At 51.8% G+C, this 16,865-nt stretch carries 14 protein-coding genes and 1 riboswitch; of the genes, 4 read left to right on the top strand and 10 right to left on the bottom strand.

The annotated features are described in order from the left end of the window. Positions 1-222: 222 nt before the first annotated feature. Both murI and btuB read right to left on the bottom strand, forming a co-directional pair. Positions 223-1,104 (bottom strand): glutamate racemase, encoded by an 882-nt coding sequence (murI, locus tag AACU55_RS04350; RefSeq protein ID WP_134706742.1) that lies wholly within the window; start codon positions 1,102-1,104, stop codon positions 223-225. Further along, on the bottom strand, positions 1,049-2,926 hold the full coding sequence (gene btuB, locus AACU55_RS04355) for a TonB-dependent vitamin B12 receptor BtuB (RefSeq protein WP_134706743.1): 1,878 nt from the start codon (positions 2,924-2,926) through the stop codon (positions 1,049-1,051). Before btuB ends, murI begins: the two co-directional genes overlap by 56 nt. Positions 2,927-2,997: 71 nt before the next feature. Continuing rightward, positions 2,998-3,272: riboswitch (cobalamin riboswitch) on the bottom strand. A gap of 141 nt (positions 3,273-3,413) precedes the next feature. Between btuB and trmA the strand changes: the two genes are divergently transcribed. Next, a complete protein-coding gene (gene trmA / locus AACU55_RS04360) occupies positions 3,414-4,514 on the top strand; it encodes a tRNA (uridine(54)-C5)-methyltransferase TrmA (protein ID WP_112152603.1) in 1,101 nt (366 codons plus the stop codon). A gap of 66 nt (positions 4,515-4,580) precedes the next feature. Here trmA and bglB read toward each other — a convergent pair whose 3' ends face one another. The 4 genes from bglB to fabR form a co-directional block, all read right to left on the bottom strand. Then, positions 4,581-5,720 (bottom strand): beta-galactosidase BglB, encoded by a 1,140-nt coding sequence (gene bglB / locus AACU55_RS04365; RefSeq protein WP_134706744.1) that lies wholly within the window; start codon positions 5,718-5,720, stop codon positions 4,581-4,583. 24 nt (positions 5,721-5,744) lie between these two features. Beyond that, a complete protein-coding gene (locus AACU55_RS04370) occupies positions 5,745-7,331 on the bottom strand; it encodes an MFS transporter (protein WP_013577562.1) in 1,587 nt (528 codons plus the stop codon). A 274-nt stretch (positions 7,332-7,605) separates the two neighbouring features. Beyond that, positions 7,606-7,965, bottom strand: a complete 360-nt coding sequence (locus tag AACU55_RS04375; RefSeq protein ID WP_013577564.1) for a YijD family membrane protein — start codon at positions 7,963-7,965, stop codon at positions 7,606-7,608. Continuing rightward, positions 7,940-8,620, bottom strand: coding sequence for an HTH-type transcriptional repressor FabR (gene fabR / locus AACU55_RS04380; RefSeq protein ID WP_013577565.1), 681 nt, complete (start codon positions 8,618-8,620; stop codon positions 7,940-7,942). The genes AACU55_RS04375 and fabR overlap by 26 nt, the downstream gene beginning before the upstream one ends. Positions 8,621-8,832: 212 nt before the next feature. Here fabR and sthA point away from each other — a divergent pair, with 212 nt between their 5' ends. Further along, on the top strand, positions 8,833-10,233 hold the full coding sequence (gene sthA, locus AACU55_RS04385; RefSeq protein WP_013577566.1) for a Si-specific NAD(P)(+) transhydrogenase: 1,401 nt from the start codon (positions 8,833-8,835) through the stop codon (positions 10,231-10,233). On the opposite strand, the gene oxyR is transcribed toward sthA, so the two are convergent. Beyond that, entirely contained in the window at positions 10,216-11,139 is a 924-nt protein-coding gene (oxyR, locus tag AACU55_RS04390) for a DNA-binding transcriptional regulator OxyR (RefSeq protein ID WP_013577567.1), read from the bottom strand. The genes sthA and oxyR overlap by 18 nt on opposite strands. Before the next feature lie 160 nt (positions 11,140-11,299). Here oxyR and AACU55_RS04395 point away from each other — a divergent pair, with 160 nt between their 5' ends. Beyond that, positions 11,300-12,061, top strand: coding sequence for a glutathione peroxidase (locus tag AACU55_RS04395; RefSeq protein WP_134706745.1), 762 nt, complete (start codon positions 11,300-11,302; stop codon positions 12,059-12,061). Between the two features lie 54 nt (positions 12,062-12,115). On the opposite strand, the gene argH is transcribed toward AACU55_RS04395, so the two are convergent. The 3 genes from argH to argC all read right to left on the bottom strand — a co-directional run bounded on the left by argH (position 12,116) and on the right by argC (position 15,482). Beyond that, positions 12,116-13,489 (bottom strand): argininosuccinate lyase, encoded by a 1,374-nt coding sequence (gene argH / locus AACU55_RS04400; protein WP_013577569.1) that lies wholly within the window; start codon positions 13,487-13,489, stop codon positions 12,116-12,118. An 83-nt stretch (positions 13,490-13,572) separates the two neighbouring features. Continuing rightward, positions 13,573-14,346 carry an acetylglutamate kinase gene (gene argB / locus AACU55_RS04405; protein WP_013577570.1) on the bottom strand — a complete coding sequence of 258 codons (774 nt, stop codon included), beginning with the start codon at positions 14,344-14,346 and terminating at the stop codon, positions 13,573-13,575. Between the two features lie 131 nt (positions 14,347-14,477). Then, positions 14,478-15,482 carry an N-acetyl-gamma-glutamyl-phosphate reductase gene (gene argC, locus AACU55_RS04410; RefSeq protein WP_015690596.1) on the bottom strand — a complete coding sequence of 335 codons (1,005 nt, stop codon included), beginning with the start codon at positions 15,480-15,482 and terminating at the stop codon, positions 14,478-14,480. Between the two features lie 138 nt (positions 15,483-15,620). On the opposite strand from argC, the gene argE reads away from it, so the two are divergent. After that, complete coding sequence (gene argE, locus AACU55_RS04415) at positions 15,621-16,772, top strand: acetylornithine deacetylase (protein WP_134706746.1); 1,152 nt, start codon at positions 15,621-15,623, stop codon at positions 16,770-16,772. Positions 16,773-16,865 lie beyond the last annotated feature (93 nt).

A 16,865-nucleotide genomic window follows, 5' to 3' on the forward strand; every position in this document is an offset into this window, starting at 1 on the left:
TCGCAAGGAATCTTATGCGGCGCGGGAGGCGTATATTACGTTTTCCCGCTGAAGAGTCAAGAGATTATTCATTCGAACATTCTTCTTTTTCTCTTCCCGTCCGGGCGACTTGTCAGTCGTTGTTCCCGGTCAGTGGAGGCGCATTATAGGGAGTTCTCAGAAGGCCGCAACCCCTAAAATACAAATAATTTACCGACCGCTGAATCTTTCATCAAATGATGTTTAAAGCGGCAATTCCTGGATACTTCTGAAGCCATATGCCTGTAAAACAGGCAGCAAACTTTGTGCCTCTGCAGTCATCGCCATGCAGTAGGCGACACACTCGATTTCCACATCGGCTTTTTTTTCAGGAATTGGCACATGAGAAGTTTCAATTAACCAATGCGCGCGCCTCGCAATCGCAGAACCCGAGTCGATCATACGCGTACCATCAGGCAAAACCTGTGACAGCTCTTGCGAAAGCAACGGGAAATGCGTGCAACCTAAGACCACCGTGTCTGGTGGTTCCCGTAAACGCAGCCACGGGTGCAAGATTTTCTTCAATGCAGCCAGTGAAACCTCTTCGCCATGCAGCTTCGCTTCTGCCAGTTCCACCAGCTCTGCGGAACCCAGCATCAGAATCTGACAATCCGTCGCAAAGCGTGCGACCAGATCATGCGTATAAGGACGCTGAACTGTCGCACGGGTCGCCAGCAATCCGACCACACCATTACGCGTTAATTTAGCTGCAGGTTTGATTGCCGGGACAACCCCGACAACAGGACAACTGAATTTGGCGCGTAATGCGGGGAGAGAAACGGTGCTCGCAGTGTTGCAGGCGATGACAATAATAGAAAGGGGATGGCGTTTCGCAACAGCGCTGACAATCTCAACCACACGCTCAACAATAAACTCTTCGGATTTCTCGCCGTAGGGGAAAGCCACATTGTCGAAGGCATATATATAGTGCAGGTCCGGCAACATCTGCCGGACCTCATCATAAACCGACAACCCGCCGACGCCGGAATCGAAAACCAGCACCGTCGGGCGGTCAGGAACTTGTGTTGTATCAGAAGGTATAGCTTCCAGTAAGGTTGTACTCACGTCCTGGTGTTTCGTAGCCATAAACCGTCTCGTAATCTTTATCAAAGAGGTTGGCAATTCTACCACGAACCGTCAGATGTGACGTTACCGGATATGACACAGCAAGATCCCAAAGACTCACACCACCCAGGCGTACATTTTCATTGGTGTTGTAATTCTTATCGTATCGTTCACCCAAATACTGATAACTGAGCGACCAGTCAAAATCAGCCACAGTCCAGTCGAGCTGATATTTCGCCTGTTGTTTAGCACGGCGTAATAAAATCTCGTTGGTCTCAGCATTGCGGGGATCTAAATATTCCAATGTGACCTGATGCCTGAACGGACCCGTATCGAAAGACCCGGTCCATTCAACACCCTTAATTGTTGCCTTATCGATATTGTAATAACCGAATTGCTGATTGTCGTAACTGATCATCTGATCGATGTCATTACGATAAGCAGACAAGCGCCAGTTCAATGGTCCGGTCAGGCCTTCCAGCCCACCTTCCCATTCTTTACTTTCTTCAGGCTTAAGATCGGCATTACCGCCAAAACTGCCATATAACTGTCCCAGATTAGGCGCTTTAAACGCTGTTCCGTAAGACGCAATCAAACGGTAGCCGTCAATAAACTCCCAGGCAGCACTACTTTGCCAGGTGCCATGCGAACCAAACTGTGAATTATCGTCATTACGCACTGCGCCTTCAAAAGTGAAATCGCTCACTTTTTGCTGAGCTGTCGCGTACACACCCGTGTTTCGTTGGGTATAGCCATCGGTAATATAGTTGGTGCCTGGCTGAGTACTGAGTTTCTGCCAGTCAGCGCCAGCGCTGAGAGTTCCCTGCCCTACCTGGAAGGTGTTTCCCCATTGCAGGTTGTATTGATCTGAATCGTCCAGCGTTGCAGAAGCGGAATAAGGACCGTATTTCGGGTCATAATTGTAGTCTTTAGTATTGCTATAGCTTCCGCTGATTTGCGTCGAATAGATCCCTTGCTGGAAGCGCAACCCGGTATCGTAAGTCCGGCTGTACAACTGGCGTGTGTCAGGCAGCGCATCACTGTGTGTCGGATCTGCGTAACTGTATGTTCCGTCATAGGCCGTGCGGTTATCAAAACCGTATGCGCGGGCAAAACCGCTGAACTGGTCGTTGAACTGATGCTCAAGACCTGCCCAGAGCGTCTTACTCATGAAGCCATCACGATCAGGTTGACGCGGATCACCGTAATTATCCGGCAGATTCGCCACCACATCGGTACCTTTTGTATAGGTATAGTTCCCCGCTACCGTCAGAACAGTATTCTCACCGAGTTTCTGCTGCGTTGAGCCGTCATAAGCCTGATAGCCGTTTGAACCGATACCGGCTGTCAATGTCGTGCCTAATTTATCACGCGTGGTAATGATGTTAACCACACCCCCAATGGCATCGGAGCCATAAACTGCCGAGCGTGGGCCACGAATAAACTCAATACGCTGAACCAGAGAAATGGGAATCTGGCTGATATCCACCGCGCCGGAAATACCTGCCTGGTTAAGACGCACACCATCCATCAGCACCAATGTGTGGCTGGCATTCGTTCCGCGAACAAATAATGAGGTCTGCTGGCCCATTCCACCGTTCTGGGCAATATCCACGCCCGGTAAACGACGCAAAACATCAGCCACAGATTTTGACTGCCACCGGTCGATATCTGCGCGCGTGACGATATCCGTCGGCGCGAGTACTGAGGAAACGGGCTGTGGAAAACGGTTCGCGGTAACAACCAGGTCATCACCACTGTTTGTGGAAGTGCTGTCTTGCGCCCACCCTGAAAAAGCCGTGACAGATAATGCCGTCAGCAGCACATGCTTTTTAATTGTCATGAATCGAGCATCCAAACTTAATTGGCGGATGCCGCAGAGGATCACCGACGGTATTTCGCGACGACGATGATTAATGCGACGTAACATCGGCAGGTCTTCGGACTTAGGATTTGCAGGCTAATTAATTACGTCGTAATTAATTAAAAAATACCCGCACCGGGCGATGACTTCCCATCTCCTCTTCTCTCTTGTCTTTATATAAAGAGGGAAAGAGAAAGAAGAAACAGTGTCTGCATAATAAAGAATGCTATCGCCGTGATTTCCCCATACCGCTGCGCGCCAGTTCCGGATTCACACCGGATTCCCTTTTAACTCAGTCAATGAGGCCGAAGCGCAATCCTACGATCAACCCATTTGGAAATCCAGACATCCGTAACGTCAGGTATGTTTTACTGGAAGAAATGCAACAAAGGTGGACATAGGAGTGACTTTCCCTACAATCCCCCGCAAAGTTTGTTCATTTACTTCCTGTTAGACGAGATAACCGATGACGCCTGAAAACCTGCCCATTGAACACTATGACGACCAGTTGGCGGAAAAGACCGCACGTCTCACGGCGATGATGTCGCCTTATAATGCGCCGCAGCCTGACGTTTTCCGTTCTCCTGTCAGCCATTATCGTATGCGCGCCGAATTCCGCGTCTGGCACGATGAAGGCGACCTGTACCACATCATGTTTGATCAGCAGACCAAAGCCCGTGTGCGTGTGGACCAGTTCCCGACCGCCAGCGAACTGATTAACCGCCTGATGCCTAAGCTTATTGCGGCCATCAAACAAGATCCGGCATTGCGCCGCAAGATCTTCCAGATCGACTATCTGTCGACCCGCAGTGGCAAAATCATTGCCTCGCTGCTTTACCATCGTAAGCTTGATGACGAATGGCAGCAGGCTGCTACCGCCTTGCGCGACCAGTTGCGCGCTGACGGGTTTGACATCCAGCTGATTGGCCGTGCAGCCAAAACTAAAATCATGCTCGACCAGGATTATGTCGACGAAGTCCTTCCGGTGGCGGGCCGCGATATGATTTACCGTCAGGTGGAAAACAGTTTCACCCAGCCAAACGCTGAGATGAACATTCAGATGCTGGAATGGGCGCTGAAGGCCACGGAAAACTCGACCGGCGATTTGCTGGAACTTTACTGTGGTAACGGCAACTTCTCGCTGGCTCTGGCACGCAACTTCCGCCGCGTTCTGGCGACAGAAATCGCCAAACCTTCCGTCGCAGCCGCGCAATTCAACATTGCGGCGAACCATATTGATAACGTGCAGATTATCCGCATGGCGGCCGAAGATTTCACACAGGCGCTGAATGGCGTACGCGAATTCCGCCGTTTGCAGGATATTGATTTAAGCGGGTATGAATGCAACACCATTTTTGTCGACCCGCCGCGCAGCGGACTGGATGACGAAACAGTGAAGATGGTGGCAGGCTACGACCGTATTCTTTATATCTCCTGCAATCCGGAAACACTGTGCGCGAATCTGGAAACACTGAGCAAGACGCACCGCGTGACACGTCTGGCGTTGTTTGATCAGTTCCCGTATACGCACCATATGGAATCTGGCGTACTGCTGGAAAAAATCTGACAGCGGATGAAAAAAAACGGGCACCTTTTGAGTGCCCGTTTTTATTTCAGTCCGTTATCCACGATACTACAAATAGACCCGCAGATATTCTGACAGACACAGGATCGCCATTGCCTGTCCGTAAGGCATCGAGGTCAGCGCGATTTCACGATAGAAATCGAGATCATTCCCCATCGCCGTTCCGAATGACGTTTGCGTCAGCTCCCCTGCCGGGTTGATGTGTTTGATCACCCCCTGAATGGCTTTCTCCGCCACCGGCGCATAAGACGCTTTGATATAGCGTTTACGCACGGCTTTCAAAATGCCATAGGCGAAACCGGCGGTCGCTGAGCTTTCAAGATAAGATTGCGGGTCATCAAGCAGCGTATGCCATAGACCGCTGTCATCCTGACATTTCGCCAGCGCACTGACCTGGCTTTCCAGCACCTGCAATAAATAACGGCGGGTTGCGTTGTTTTCCGGCAAATCCACCAGCTCGAGGAATTCCGGAATAGCAATCGTCAGCCAGCTGTTGCCGCGCGCCCAACGGGCCTGGGCAAAGTTATGATGGCCGTCAAATGTCCAGCCGTGGAACCACAGACCGGTCTCGCGATCCATCAGATATTGCACGTGCATCAGGAACTGATACGTCGCTTCTTCGACAAACTCCGGACGATCCAGCAATTTGCCGATTTTCGCCAGCGGCAGCACGCTCATCATCAGCGTGTCGTCCCACATTTGCTGATGATTTTCGTTGTTATAAACGATGTGCTGCATCGCACCTTTATCAGTGCGCGGCATTTCATACATTACCCATTCCGCCCAGCGCTCCAGATAAGGACGCCATGCCGCATTGCCGGTTTCCTCATAACGATAAGCCAGCGTCAGGAACGGGCTCATGGTATTGACGTTTTTGGTCGGCGTGCCTTCGGCCAGACGCGCGGTAAACCAGTCGTCGATCACCGCACGCATTTTTTCGTCACCAGTCTGCTGATAATACTGATAGATACCGTAAAGCCCGATGCCGTGCGTCCACTCCCAGCCAGCCCAGCCTTTGGTGTCAATCACGCGGCCATCGTCGAGGCGTAACAAGAATTCACCGGTTTTATCTTCGATATTCACCAGATTGTTGGTCACGTTGTGGATCAGCGATTTCAGTTCCCCGCGAGAAATGAAATGTTCCGGCTGTCGCAGCAAGGCACTGTGTTTAACTTCAAAAACTTTCATGGCGTTCTCCTGTGAATTCAAAATTTATAAACGTCCCTGGACCGGCATTTCAGCGGTATTTTCACGGGTCAGCTTTTCGGGAGGCGGGTTATTGCGATGCAGATAACCGATGTTGTTATTGCCCCACAGAGATTCGTATTTCATTCCTGTCAGCATTTCGACCGTAGCCCGGTCTTCCGGCGTAATTTGCTCCGGTACGATACGGTTAGCATCACGCATTTTCTGCGTTTCGCGGGTCAGCACACCGTGCGTTTTCTGATTAAGACGGAAGAACAGGGAGATGGTGAAACCGATACTGAGCATCAGTAATGACCCGATCACCAGTACACCAAGAATGGTATGACCGACTGCCGGAACCTGCTGACTTTGCCCGGAAACGAACCCGGCAAGTTGCAAGATAATCCCTACCAGCATCACCGCACCGGCCTGTGATGCTTTGCGGGTCAGCGTCATCACGCCGGCGAAAATCCCTTCGCGGCGCTGACCGGTAATGGTTTCATCAACGTCAGCGATATAGGTGTAGATATTCCACGGCACGTAGTTGATCCCGCCACGGCCAAGACCGGCCAGCGCGGAAATCAGCAGCAGTAATGACATCGAATCATTCATACCGGTGTAATACAGCACGCCGTACGAGATAGCGGCCAGCCCGAACAGGGAAACAGCCAGGCGATAGGATGGCGCAGGACCAAAGCGGATACACAGCGGGATCATGCCAATTACCGCCACGAATTGCAGGATGGCCATCATGCCCATCAGGTTGGAGGCAATTGCAGCACTTTGCATCAGCACGAACACGACGTAATAGGTGAAGACGGCATTAAACACGTCCTGCGCGATATACCCGCCAAGGTATAACCCCAGATGTTGACGGAATATCTTGATGCGCAGCGTCGAGGATAATTCCACTTTCAGACGTTTCAGGCTCTGCGCCAGCGTCAGTTGCTGACGTTCGCGCTCAATTTTCTTCGTGGCTTCAGATTTGAGCTCTTCCGGTCTTTCCCAGGTAAAGAAATACACCAGTGTCAGAACGAATGCGCAAATTACCGCAAAGACCAGGCTCGAATAGAAGAAGGAAATGGCATTATCTTTGCCGAAATGCTGCAACAGAATCCCCGGCAGGAAGGCCGCCAGAATCGCTGACAACTGTGCCAGAGCGATACGGGCGCCGGAAAATTTAGTTTTCTGTTTGAAATCATCGGTCATTTCCGGCACCAGTGTTTCATACGGCACCAGAATCATGGTGTAGACGATATCGAACAGCAGATAGGTCAGCAGATAATAGACATATCCCATGTCTCCCACCCACATGAAGCTGTAGCTGAACACACAAGGAATACCGAGCAGGATGAAGAACTTGCGGCGGCCAAAACGCTTGCCGAGCCAGGTGTTGCCGAAGTTATCAGTGAGATACCCCATCAGCGGGCTCAGCACCGCATCGGCTACGCGCGCGGTGGCAAAAATAAAGGTCGCTTCAATGGGCGAAAGACCGCAAAACGTGGTGTAAAAATAGAGTAGCCACGCCGCAGTCAGAGCTGTCGTACCCGCCCCGAGAAAATCGCCTGACCCGTAAGCGATGTAATTAAAGAATCCGATTTTACGTGTTTTCATTGCCGTGTTGCCTCTGTTAAATCACCTATAGGCGTAGGCTGAATGCGAACGAAAATACTTCGTCCGGCCATGATTCAAATTAACGAGGAGCAGGAATGAAAACCTTTTGGTTTTTGCCACTCAAACGGACTTTATGGCAAAGAAATGAAGAAGTGGGCGATCAATATCTAAATATTGAACATAGGTTTGATATTAATGAAATGACAGTTCATTAAATGGACTGGATATAAAAAAAGGCAATCCGCAGATTGCCTCTTTTACTTATGAGGAAGGACTACTGAGCGGAAGACTTACGTTTTTTCAGCTTCAGACCTATCCAGAAGATCAGTGCCACACAAATCAGCGACGGCAGGAAGTTCGAGCCCAGTTCGGGGTATTCCGCTCGCACGATGGTGCTGTACAGTAACAGACCCAGCAGGAAGCAGGCTGCAGCCAGAACCGGTAACCCTTTCGGCATTTCACCGCGGTGGTAACGAACGTGCAGGCAATACACCGCTAACACCAGAGAAATGATCGGGAAGATCGAAAACGTTACGACAGAACTGAATAACGCATCGAAAGTGCCATTAATTGACAGCCCGGCAATCAAAGCCAAAACCAGAGTGCCATTATCCTGGTTCGGTTGTTCGGTCATCTTCTTTACCTCGGGTCATATTAGTGAGGGGGGTCACAGCCGTCCGTTCCTGCTGACGGCGATACCAGTAATATGCGCCTTTGGAAATCATCCGCAGCTGCAACACCAGGCGTTCCTCCAGCTGGCGACGCTGTGCAATATCCACATCCAGCGCTTCCGCCCCGGCGTTGAAAACGATGATCACCATGGCCTCAGCCTGCGCTTCAGTAAAACTGCGCGGCATATGGTTTTCGAGTTGCAGATAGTCGGCAAGTTCCGCAATAAAATGCTGAATTTCACGGGCGACGGCGGCACGAAACGCCGATGACGTACCGGAGCGTTCACGTAACAACAGGCGGAATGCGTTGGGATTGTTACCGATGAATTCCATAAACGTGGAGACGGATGTGCGGATCACGCTGCCCCCTTTCGCAATGCGCTGGCGTGCCTGGCGCATCAGCTGACGCAGCATCAGACCACTTTCATCAACCATTGTCAGACCCAGTTCATCCACATCGCGAAAGTGCCGGTAAAAGGAGGTTGGCGCAATGCCTGCCTCGCGGGAAACCTCACGCAGACTCAGACTGGCAAAGCTACGCTCGGCACTAAGCTGGCTAAAAGCCGCCTCAATCAGTGAGCGGCGCGTGCGCTCTTTTTGTTGTGCTCTTACGCCCATAACCTTCATCCGGATAGTATTCTTCTTTTTGATTATTCGCCCGATATCGCTTCACTATACCAAAAATTTTAACGGTCGGAGCCAAAGATACAACAGCATAAAGTGGGTCAGAATGTTGCTGCATTACCATTAAATGACAACTGCATGTGGGGTAAATAGGTGTAATATGTTACTTTCTCGTTGTGATTTTGTATAAAAATAGGTTTCGAACCATGCCACAGCACTCACATTTTGATGCCATCATCATTGGCTCAGGCCCTGGCGGAGAAGGCGCCGCGATGGGACTGGTTAAACAAGGCGCCCGGGTTGCTGTCATCGAACGCTATAACAACGTCGGTGGCGGATGTACTCACTGGGGAACCATCCCTTCCAAAGCATTACGCCACGCCGTCAGCAGAATCATCGAATTTAACCAAAACCCGCTCTACAGTGATAACTCCCGCACTATGAGTTCGAGTTTCCCGGACATCCTGCGTCACGCCGATTCGGTTATTAATCAGCAAACACGTATGCGCCAGGGTTTCTATGAGAGAAACCAATGCCAGCTGTTTTCCGGAGATGCCAGTTTTGTGGATGCCAACACCATCAGCATCCGCTATGCCGATAACACACACGAACAAATTACCGCTGATAACATCGTGATTGCCTGCGGTTCGCGTCCTTACCGCCCTGCCAATGTCGATTTTGGTCATCCGCGCATTTACGACAGCGACCTGATCCTCGAACTGAGCCATGAGCCACGCCACGTGATTATCTACGGAGCGGGTGTAATCGGCTGCGAATATGCGTCGATCTTCCGCGGTCTTAACGTCAAAGTGGACTTAATCAACACCCGTGACCGCTTGCTGTCTTTCCTCGATCAGGAAATGTCAGACGCCCTGTCCTATCACTTCTGGAATAACGGTGTGGTTATCCGCCACAACGAAGAGTTCGAGATGATCGAAGGCGTGGAAGACGGTGTGATCATGCATCTTAAATCCGGTAAAAAAGTGAAAGCTGATGCACTGCTGTATGCCAACGGGCGCACAGGTAACACCGATAAACTGGGTCTGGAGAACATTGGTCTGGAAGCTGACAGCCGCGGGCTGCTGAAAGTGAACAGCATGTATCAGACTGCGCTGTCACATATTTATGCGGTCGGTGACGTCATTGGCTATCCAAGCCTGGCATCAGCGGCTTACGATCAGGGACGTATCGCCGCGCAGGCCATGATTCAGGGCGAAGCGAAAGTCCACCTTATAGAAAACATTCCGACGGGTATTTACACCATTCCTGAAATCAGTTCCGTGGGTAAAACCGAACAGGAACTGACAGCGATGAAAGTGCCCTACGAAGTGGGCCGCGCACAGTTTAAACATCTGGCACGCGCACAAATTGCAGGCATGAACGTGGGTAGTCTGAAGCTTCTGTTCCACCGTGAGACCAAAGAAATTCTGGGAATTCACTGCTTTGGTGAACGCGCCGCCGAGATTATTCACATCGGTCAGGCCATCATGGAACAGAAAGGTGAAGGGAATACTATCGAGTATTTCGTTAATACCACCTTCAACTATCCGACCATGGCAGAGGCCTATCGCGTTGCGGCACTGAACGGCTTAAACCGCCTGTTTTAAGACTGCGGTTCGGTCCATGTAAGGCTGCATGTGCTCTTTGATGGCTTCCGCCAGCTGCTCGTAACGCCCGCGCAGTGGCGAACCGGGACGATATACCAGCGCGATGGTGCGTCGTGGTTCCGGTTTGTCACACATCAGATACGTCACGCCGTCACGGCTGCGCTCATTGGGCACAGCCAGTGATGGCAGCAAGGTAATCCCGCTTCCCGCCGCCACCATATTGCGCAGCGTTTCCAGACTGGTTGCCCGGAAATGGGTATCTTCATCCGCGCCTGCCTGGAAGCAGAAACCGAGCGCCTGATCACGCAGGCAGTGCCCGTCTTCCAGCATCAGCAGTTTTTCACCGGCCAGATCGGCCATCGCCACACGATCGCGAGATGCCCATGGATGATCGTCGTAGATCGCCAGCCTCATCGGCTCATCAAACAGCGGCACTTCAATAAACGCTTCGCTCTCTTTCACCAGCGCCAGAATGGCACAGTCGAGTTTTCCGCTGTCCAGCTGAGCCAGTAACTGATGGGTTTGCGCTTCGTGCAGATACATTTCCAGCTTCGGGAAGGTTTTGTGCAGCGAAGGAATAATCTGGGGCAGCAAATAAGGCCCGACGGTCGGGATCAGCCCGATATGCATCGGCCCGGACATCGCTTCACCCTGTTGGCTCGCCATCTCTTTCAGAACTTTCACTTCACGTAACACCGTGCGCGCCTGATCCACCAGCAACAAACCGGCTTGTGTAAACAACACTTTGCGGCTGGTTCTTTCAAGCAACATAACGCCAAGTTCATCTTCCAGTTTACGAATCTGACCGCTTAACGTCGGCTGACTGACATGGCATGAATCTGCTGCGCGGCGAAAGTGACGGAACTCCGCCAGCGCCACCAGATACTCTAGATCGCGAATGTTCATTTTTCCTCCAGTCCCTAAAAGGCAATGAGATAGCTGTTAACGATAGATAAGATAGCAATCAACGATTATATCTATCAACCATTATTGTGAATAATGCCTCCCAGCGAAACGGCAATGCCGAAAATATTTTGTATTTTATTGATTAATTAAGAGGTTATTCATGTTTGCAAGCCAGGAAGGGAAACACGTACCGTACGTTACTTTTCACACCCGACAGGGCGACCAGTGGGTAGATCTCAGCAGCGAGCAGCTGTTTAAAAATAAAACAGTGATTGTGTTTTCATTACCGGGAGCCTTCACCCCGACCTGCTCTTCAAGCCATCTTCCACGTTACAACGAACTGGCTCCGGTCTTTAAAAACCACGGCGTCGACAGCATTCTGTGCGTTTCCGTGAATGACACCTTCGTGATGAACGCCTGGAAAGCCGAACAAAACGCGTCCAACATCACTTTCATTCCGGACGGTAACGGTGAATTCACCAAAGGCATGGACATGCTGGTTGAGAAAGCGGATTTAGGCTTCGGCCCGCGTTCATGGCGTTATTCCATGCTGGTGCGCAATGGTGTAGTCGAGAAAATGTTCGTTGAGCCAAACAAACCGGGCGACCCGTTTGAAGTGTCTGATGCAGACACCATGCTCAAATATCTGGCACCAGAATTTAAAGTACAAGAATCCGTGTCCGTATTCACCAAACCGGGCTGTCCGTTCTGTGCGAAAGCCAAACAAATGTTGCAGGAACGCGGCATTCAGTACGAAGAAATTGTATTAGGTAAAGACGCGACCACCGTCAGTCTGCGCGCCGTGACAGGGCGGGCGACAGTGCCGCAAGTCTTTATCGGTGGACGCCACATTGGGGGAAGTGACGACCTGGAGGTTTACCTCCATTCAGAAACAGAAGCGTTGTGCGAAGTCGCACAATAAGCGTCGGGAAACCAAACAGTAAAATCAGGCGGACTTCGGTCCGCCTTTTTTATTTTACGCTAAACGCGCTTTCGCATCGGCAATCGCCTGCGCGACCTGCTGCGGAGAAACGCCACCTTTGGCGGCACGTTTGTCGAGACAGGATTGCAGTTCAAGGATCGCGTAAACGTCATCGCCAATCACATTGCTGAATTTCTGCAAATCAGCCAGCGGCAATTCTTCCAGCGCCTTCCCCTGATTAATCGCTTCGACCACCGCTTCACCCACAATATGGTGTGCTTCGCGGAACGGCACGCCTTTGGCAACCAGATAGTCTGCCAGTTCGGTGGAATTGGCGTAGCCTTGCTGTGCAGCTTCTTTCGCACGCGGGCGTTTCACCTGAATGCCGTCCAGCACCAGCGACGCCATATTCAGGCAATCCATCCAGGTGTCGAGCGCATCGAACAGCCCTTCTTTGTCTTCCTGCATGTCTTTGTTGTACGCCAGCGGCAGGCCCTTCATGGTCATCATCATGCCAGTCAGTGCGCCTTGTACGCGGCCACATTTGCCGCGGATCAGCTCCAGCGCATCCGGGTTTTTCTTCTGCGGCATCAGGGAGGAACCTGACGTCACGCGATCGGACAAATCAATAAACGCCGCTTCGCCGGTGTTAAAGAAGATCAGGTCTTCGGCAAAACGGGAAAGGTGAACCATACTGATGGCCGCGTTGGACAGCAGTTCAAGAACATGGTCACGGTCAGAAACGCTGTCGAGGCTGTTACGGGTCGCAGAAGCAAAACCTAACCAGCCCGCCAGCTGTTCGCGATCCATCGGATATGCCGTACCGGCCAGTGCGCCACAGCCCAGCGGGCTGACGTCCAGACGGGTCAGGGTATCTTTCAGACGGCTTTCGTCACGCGCCAGCATTTCAACATACGCCATGCACCAGTGCGCAAAGGTCACCGGCTGAGCGCGTTGCAGATGGGTGTAACCCGGCATCACCGCGTCCTGATTGGCTTCGGCGGTGGCGACCAGCGCCTGCTGTAAATGATGCAATGCATCGCCCAGTTCAACCACCTGCGCTTTACACCACAGTTTGATGTCGGTCGCGACCTGATCGTTACGGCTGCGGCCGGTATGCAGTTTCTTGCCAAGATTACCGACTTTGTCGATCAGTTTACCTTCGACCCAGCTATGAATATCTTCGGCGTCGCTGGCTAAAATAGCGCGGGGATTGGCACGGACTTCTTCCAGCAGCACGGTCAGCGCCTCTTCCAGCTGGATTTGCTCGTCAGCGGTTAATACGTTGACGGTCACCAGCGCTTTGGACCAGGCTACTGAGCCCACGATGTCCTGCTCTGCCAGCCGGTAATCGAAACGCAGTGAGTCATTGAGTTCTTTAAACCGCTGATCCGCTGCCTGAGTAAAACGTCCGCCCCAAAGTGCCATTTTCCTGCTCCTGAATTTTTTATGCAAAAGGGCGCACTATGCTGCGCCCTTGAAAAGGGTATACCGAATGCGCCGCCGGTGCGTTACGCCAGAATACGTGTGCCGATGGCGACGCCGTTAAACAGTGCCGGTAATTGTTCGGCATGACGCCAGCTGGCAATATCAACCGGACGTCCCAGAGAACGGGCGGCGTCCAGCGCAGCGTGAACTTTGACGATCATGCCATCGGTGATAATACCCTGCGCGATAAGCTGCTCGGCTTTCTCTGCGCTCATTTCCGGGATACGCTGACCTTTGCCGTCAAGAATGCCACTGACATCAGACAGCAGGATCAGATCCGCGCCCAGCGTGGCCGCCAGTGCGGTCGCAGCCTGATCAGCGTTAACGTTCATCAGCTCGCCGTTTGCGGTGATGCCGATAGAACTGACAATCGGCAGGTAGCCTGCGCCGTGCAGCGTGTTAATCAGCGCCGGGTTACCCGCTTCGGCTTTACCGACGAAGCCCAGTGATTCATCCAGTTGTGTAACGCTGACAGTACCGCCGTCTGCCAGAGACAGGCCAACGGCGTTGATATGATTTTTAACCGCCCACGCCAGCAGGGTTTTGTTAGCGCTGCCAGCAAGTGCGCCGGTGATAATGTCAATCTGATCAGCCGGAGTCACACGCAGACCGGCTTTTTTCACCACCGGCAGATTCAGCTTTTTCATCAGCTCGTCAACCAGGCAGCCGCCACCGTGAACAATAACCAGCGGGCGGTGATATTCCTGACGATAAGCCACTACCGCCATGAACAGGCGCTCGAGCGCTTCTTCATTGTCCAGCAACACACCACCTAATTTTATGACTAACGGATTCATAGCTGTTCGCGCCCCGACCGGTTGAGAATGTTAATTAATAACAATACATTTAATTTAATCTAACACCCCTGCACGTCTGAATAAACGCTCAGGGGCGGTTGTTTTCTGTTTGCTGACAATCTGACGAAGTGTTAAAGCAGTGATTGTGTTTCCGGGAAGCCGAAACGGATATTCATGCACTGAACCGCCTGCGCGGACGCGCCTTTAAGCACATTATCCTCCGTCGCCACCACAATCAGATGTTCGCCTTTCACCGCAAAACCGATATCGCAAAACGGCAGGCCAACCACGTCTTTCAGCGCCGGAACGCCTTTGGTGTACAAACGCACCAGCGGTTTATCGTGATAAGCATTATGGAAGGCTTCCGCCACGTCCTGCTCCGTGACACCCGCGTTCAGACGGCAGGTGATAGTCGCCAGGATACCGCGCGGGAAGTTGCCCAGATGCGGTGTGAAAATCACCGGCACGCCAAGATGCTCGGCAATTTCTGGCTGATGACGGTGGCTGAAGAGCTTGTATGGCTGAAGGCTGACTTCGCAGAAGCTGTTGCCGAGCGTGGCTTTACGGCCTGCACCACTAACACCGCTGGTGGCGTTGATCACCGGCCACTGGCTGTCATTGAGCAAACCATTTTCGATAAGGGGTTTAAGCGCCAGCTGCGAAGCGGTCGGGTAACAGCCCGGAACGGCGATCAGCTGTGCATCTTTTAATTTGTCAGCCTGCCATTCGGCCAGGCCGTACACAGCTTGGTCGAGCAGGTCGAGATGCTGATGCTCAAAACCGTAGAATTCGGTATAAAACTCAGGTTTGCTGACGCGAAAAGCACCGGATAGATCAAACACTACGCAGCCCGCCGCCAGAAACTGTGGTGCTAAATCGTGGCTGACTTCATGCGCGGTCGCCAGAAATACCACATCGACACCTTTCGCGGCTTCCGCCACGTCAGTCAGTGGCGAAACAGGCAAATCGACGATGCCTTTTAATTGAGGATGCAAATCAGAAAGTAATTTTCCTGCATCTGCACTTTGCGCTGAAACCGTTAAACCGGTTATGTTCATATGTGGGTGGCGATTCAGGTAAGCAGCGAGTTCGGCTCCGGCATAACCTGTGGCACCAACAATCAGCGTATTTAACATAGGGCTTGTTCACCTTCTCAATTTTTGGGTAGGGGCCGGATGAATTTTTTTCCGGTTTCCTTACGCGCTGGCTTATTGTATTTTTATTCACAATTATTGCATGAATATGAATACTACCCTAACTAAAGGCTGTCAACAGTGAAGATGAAATTACCTCCTTTTATTGAGCTCTACCGGGCGTTAATCGCCACCCCTTCCATCAGCGCCACAGACGCTGCACTGGACCAGAGCAATGAGACGTTAATCAATCTACTGGCAGGCTGGTTCGGTGATTTAGGCTTCAAAGTCGAAGTGCAACCCGTGCCAGGAACACGCCATAAATTCAATATGTTAGCCAGTACCGGTGACGGTGCAGGCGGGTTGCTGCTGGCGGGTCATACCGATACCGTTCCGTTCGATGACGGCCGCTGGACACGTGATCCTTTCACCCTGACCGAGCATGAAAATAAGCTCTATGGTTTAGGGACTGCCGACATGAAAGGTTTCTTCGCGTTCATCCTCGATTCATTGCGTGATGTCGATCTGACCAAACTGACTAAACCGCTGTATATTTTGGCGACCGCCGATGAAGAAACCACGATGGCCGGTGCCAGCTATTTCTCTAAAAATGCCAAAATTCGCCCTGATTGCGCGATCATCGGTGAACCCACTTCGCTCAAGCCGGTTCGTGCGCATAAGGGGCATCTGTCGAATGCAATCCGCATCACCGGTCAGTCCGGCCATTCCAGTGATCCGTCCCGCGGCGTGAACGCTATTGAACTGATGCACGAATCGATTACCCATTTAATGACGCTGCGCAATACGCTGAAAAGCCGTTACAACCACAGTGGTTTCGTGATCCCGTACCCGACCATGAACTTTGGTTATATCAACGGCGGCGACGCACCAAACCGTATTTGTGCCTGTTGTGAAATGCACATGGATATCCGCCCGCTGCCGGGTCTGACGCTGACCGACATTGATGGTCTGTTGAACGAGGCACTGGCCCCCGTCAGCGAACGCTGGCCGGGACGTATTGTGATTGAAGAACTGCATCCACCGATCCCGGGCTATGAATGTCCGCCGGATCACCCGCTGGTGCAGGTGGTCGAGAAATTACTGGGCGTGGAAACGGAAATCGTTAACTACTGCACCGAAGCGCCGTTTATTCAGGAACTGTGCCCGACGCTGGTGCTCGGACCTGGTTCTATCGATCAGGCGCATCAGCCAGATGAATATATTGATACTGCGTTCATTAAACCGACTCGTGAGCTGATTTCTCAGGTTGTTCATCATTTCTGTTATCACTGATACTGAATGAAGGATTGATGAAGAAACAATCAGGGCGCTCACGGGCGCCCTTTGATACTGTACAAAAGGTGGATTAGCCAAACTGATATCGCC

Source organism: Rahnella sp. CJA17(1/100), assembly GCF_963881615.1.
Lineage (GTDB): Bacteria > Pseudomonadota > Gammaproteobacteria > Enterobacterales > Enterobacteriaceae > Rahnella > Rahnella aceris.

Coding starts and splice junctions, on each gene's coding strand:
- argB (WP_013577570.1), bottom strand. CDS start 14,346: ATGAATCCGTTAGTCATAAAATTAGGTGGTGTGTTGCTGGACAATGAA.
- btuB (WP_134706743.1), bottom strand. CDS start 2,926: ATGACAATTAAAAAGCATGTGCTGCTGACGGCATTATCTGTCACGGCT.
- oxyR (WP_013577567.1), bottom strand. CDS start 11,139: ATGAACATTCGCGATCTAGAGTATCTGGTGGCGCTGGCGGAGTTCCGT.
- murI (WP_134706742.1), bottom strand. CDS start 1,104: ATGGCTACGAAACACCAGGACGTGAGTACAACCTTACTGGAAGCTATA.
- fabR (WP_013577565.1), bottom strand. CDS start 8,620: ATGGGCGTAAGAGCACAACAAAAAGAGCGCACGCGCCGCTCACTGATT.
- AACU55_RS04395 (WP_134706745.1), top strand. CDS start 11,300: ATGTTTGCAAGCCAGGAAGGGAAACACGTACCGTACGTTACTTTTCAC.
- trmA (WP_112152603.1), top strand. CDS start 3,414: ATGACGCCTGAAAACCTGCCCATTGAACACTATGACGACCAGTTGGCG.
- AACU55_RS04370 (WP_013577562.1), bottom strand. CDS start 7,331: ATGAAAACACGTAAAATCGGATTCTTTAATTACATCGCTTACGGGTCA.
- sthA (WP_013577566.1), top strand. CDS start 8,833: ATGCCACAGCACTCACATTTTGATGCCATCATCATTGGCTCAGGCCCT.
- argC (WP_015690596.1), bottom strand. CDS start 15,482: ATGTTAAATACGCTGATTGTTGGTGCCACAGGTTATGCCGGAGCCGAA.
- argH (WP_013577569.1), bottom strand. CDS start 13,489: ATGGCACTTTGGGGCGGACGTTTTACTCAGGCAGCGGATCAGCGGTTT.
- bglB (WP_134706744.1), bottom strand. CDS start 5,720: ATGAAAGTTTTTGAAGTTAAACACAGTGCCTTGCTGCGACAGCCGGAA.
- AACU55_RS04375 (WP_013577564.1), bottom strand. CDS start 7,965: ATGACCGAACAACCGAACCAGGATAATGGCACTCTGGTTTTGGCTTTG.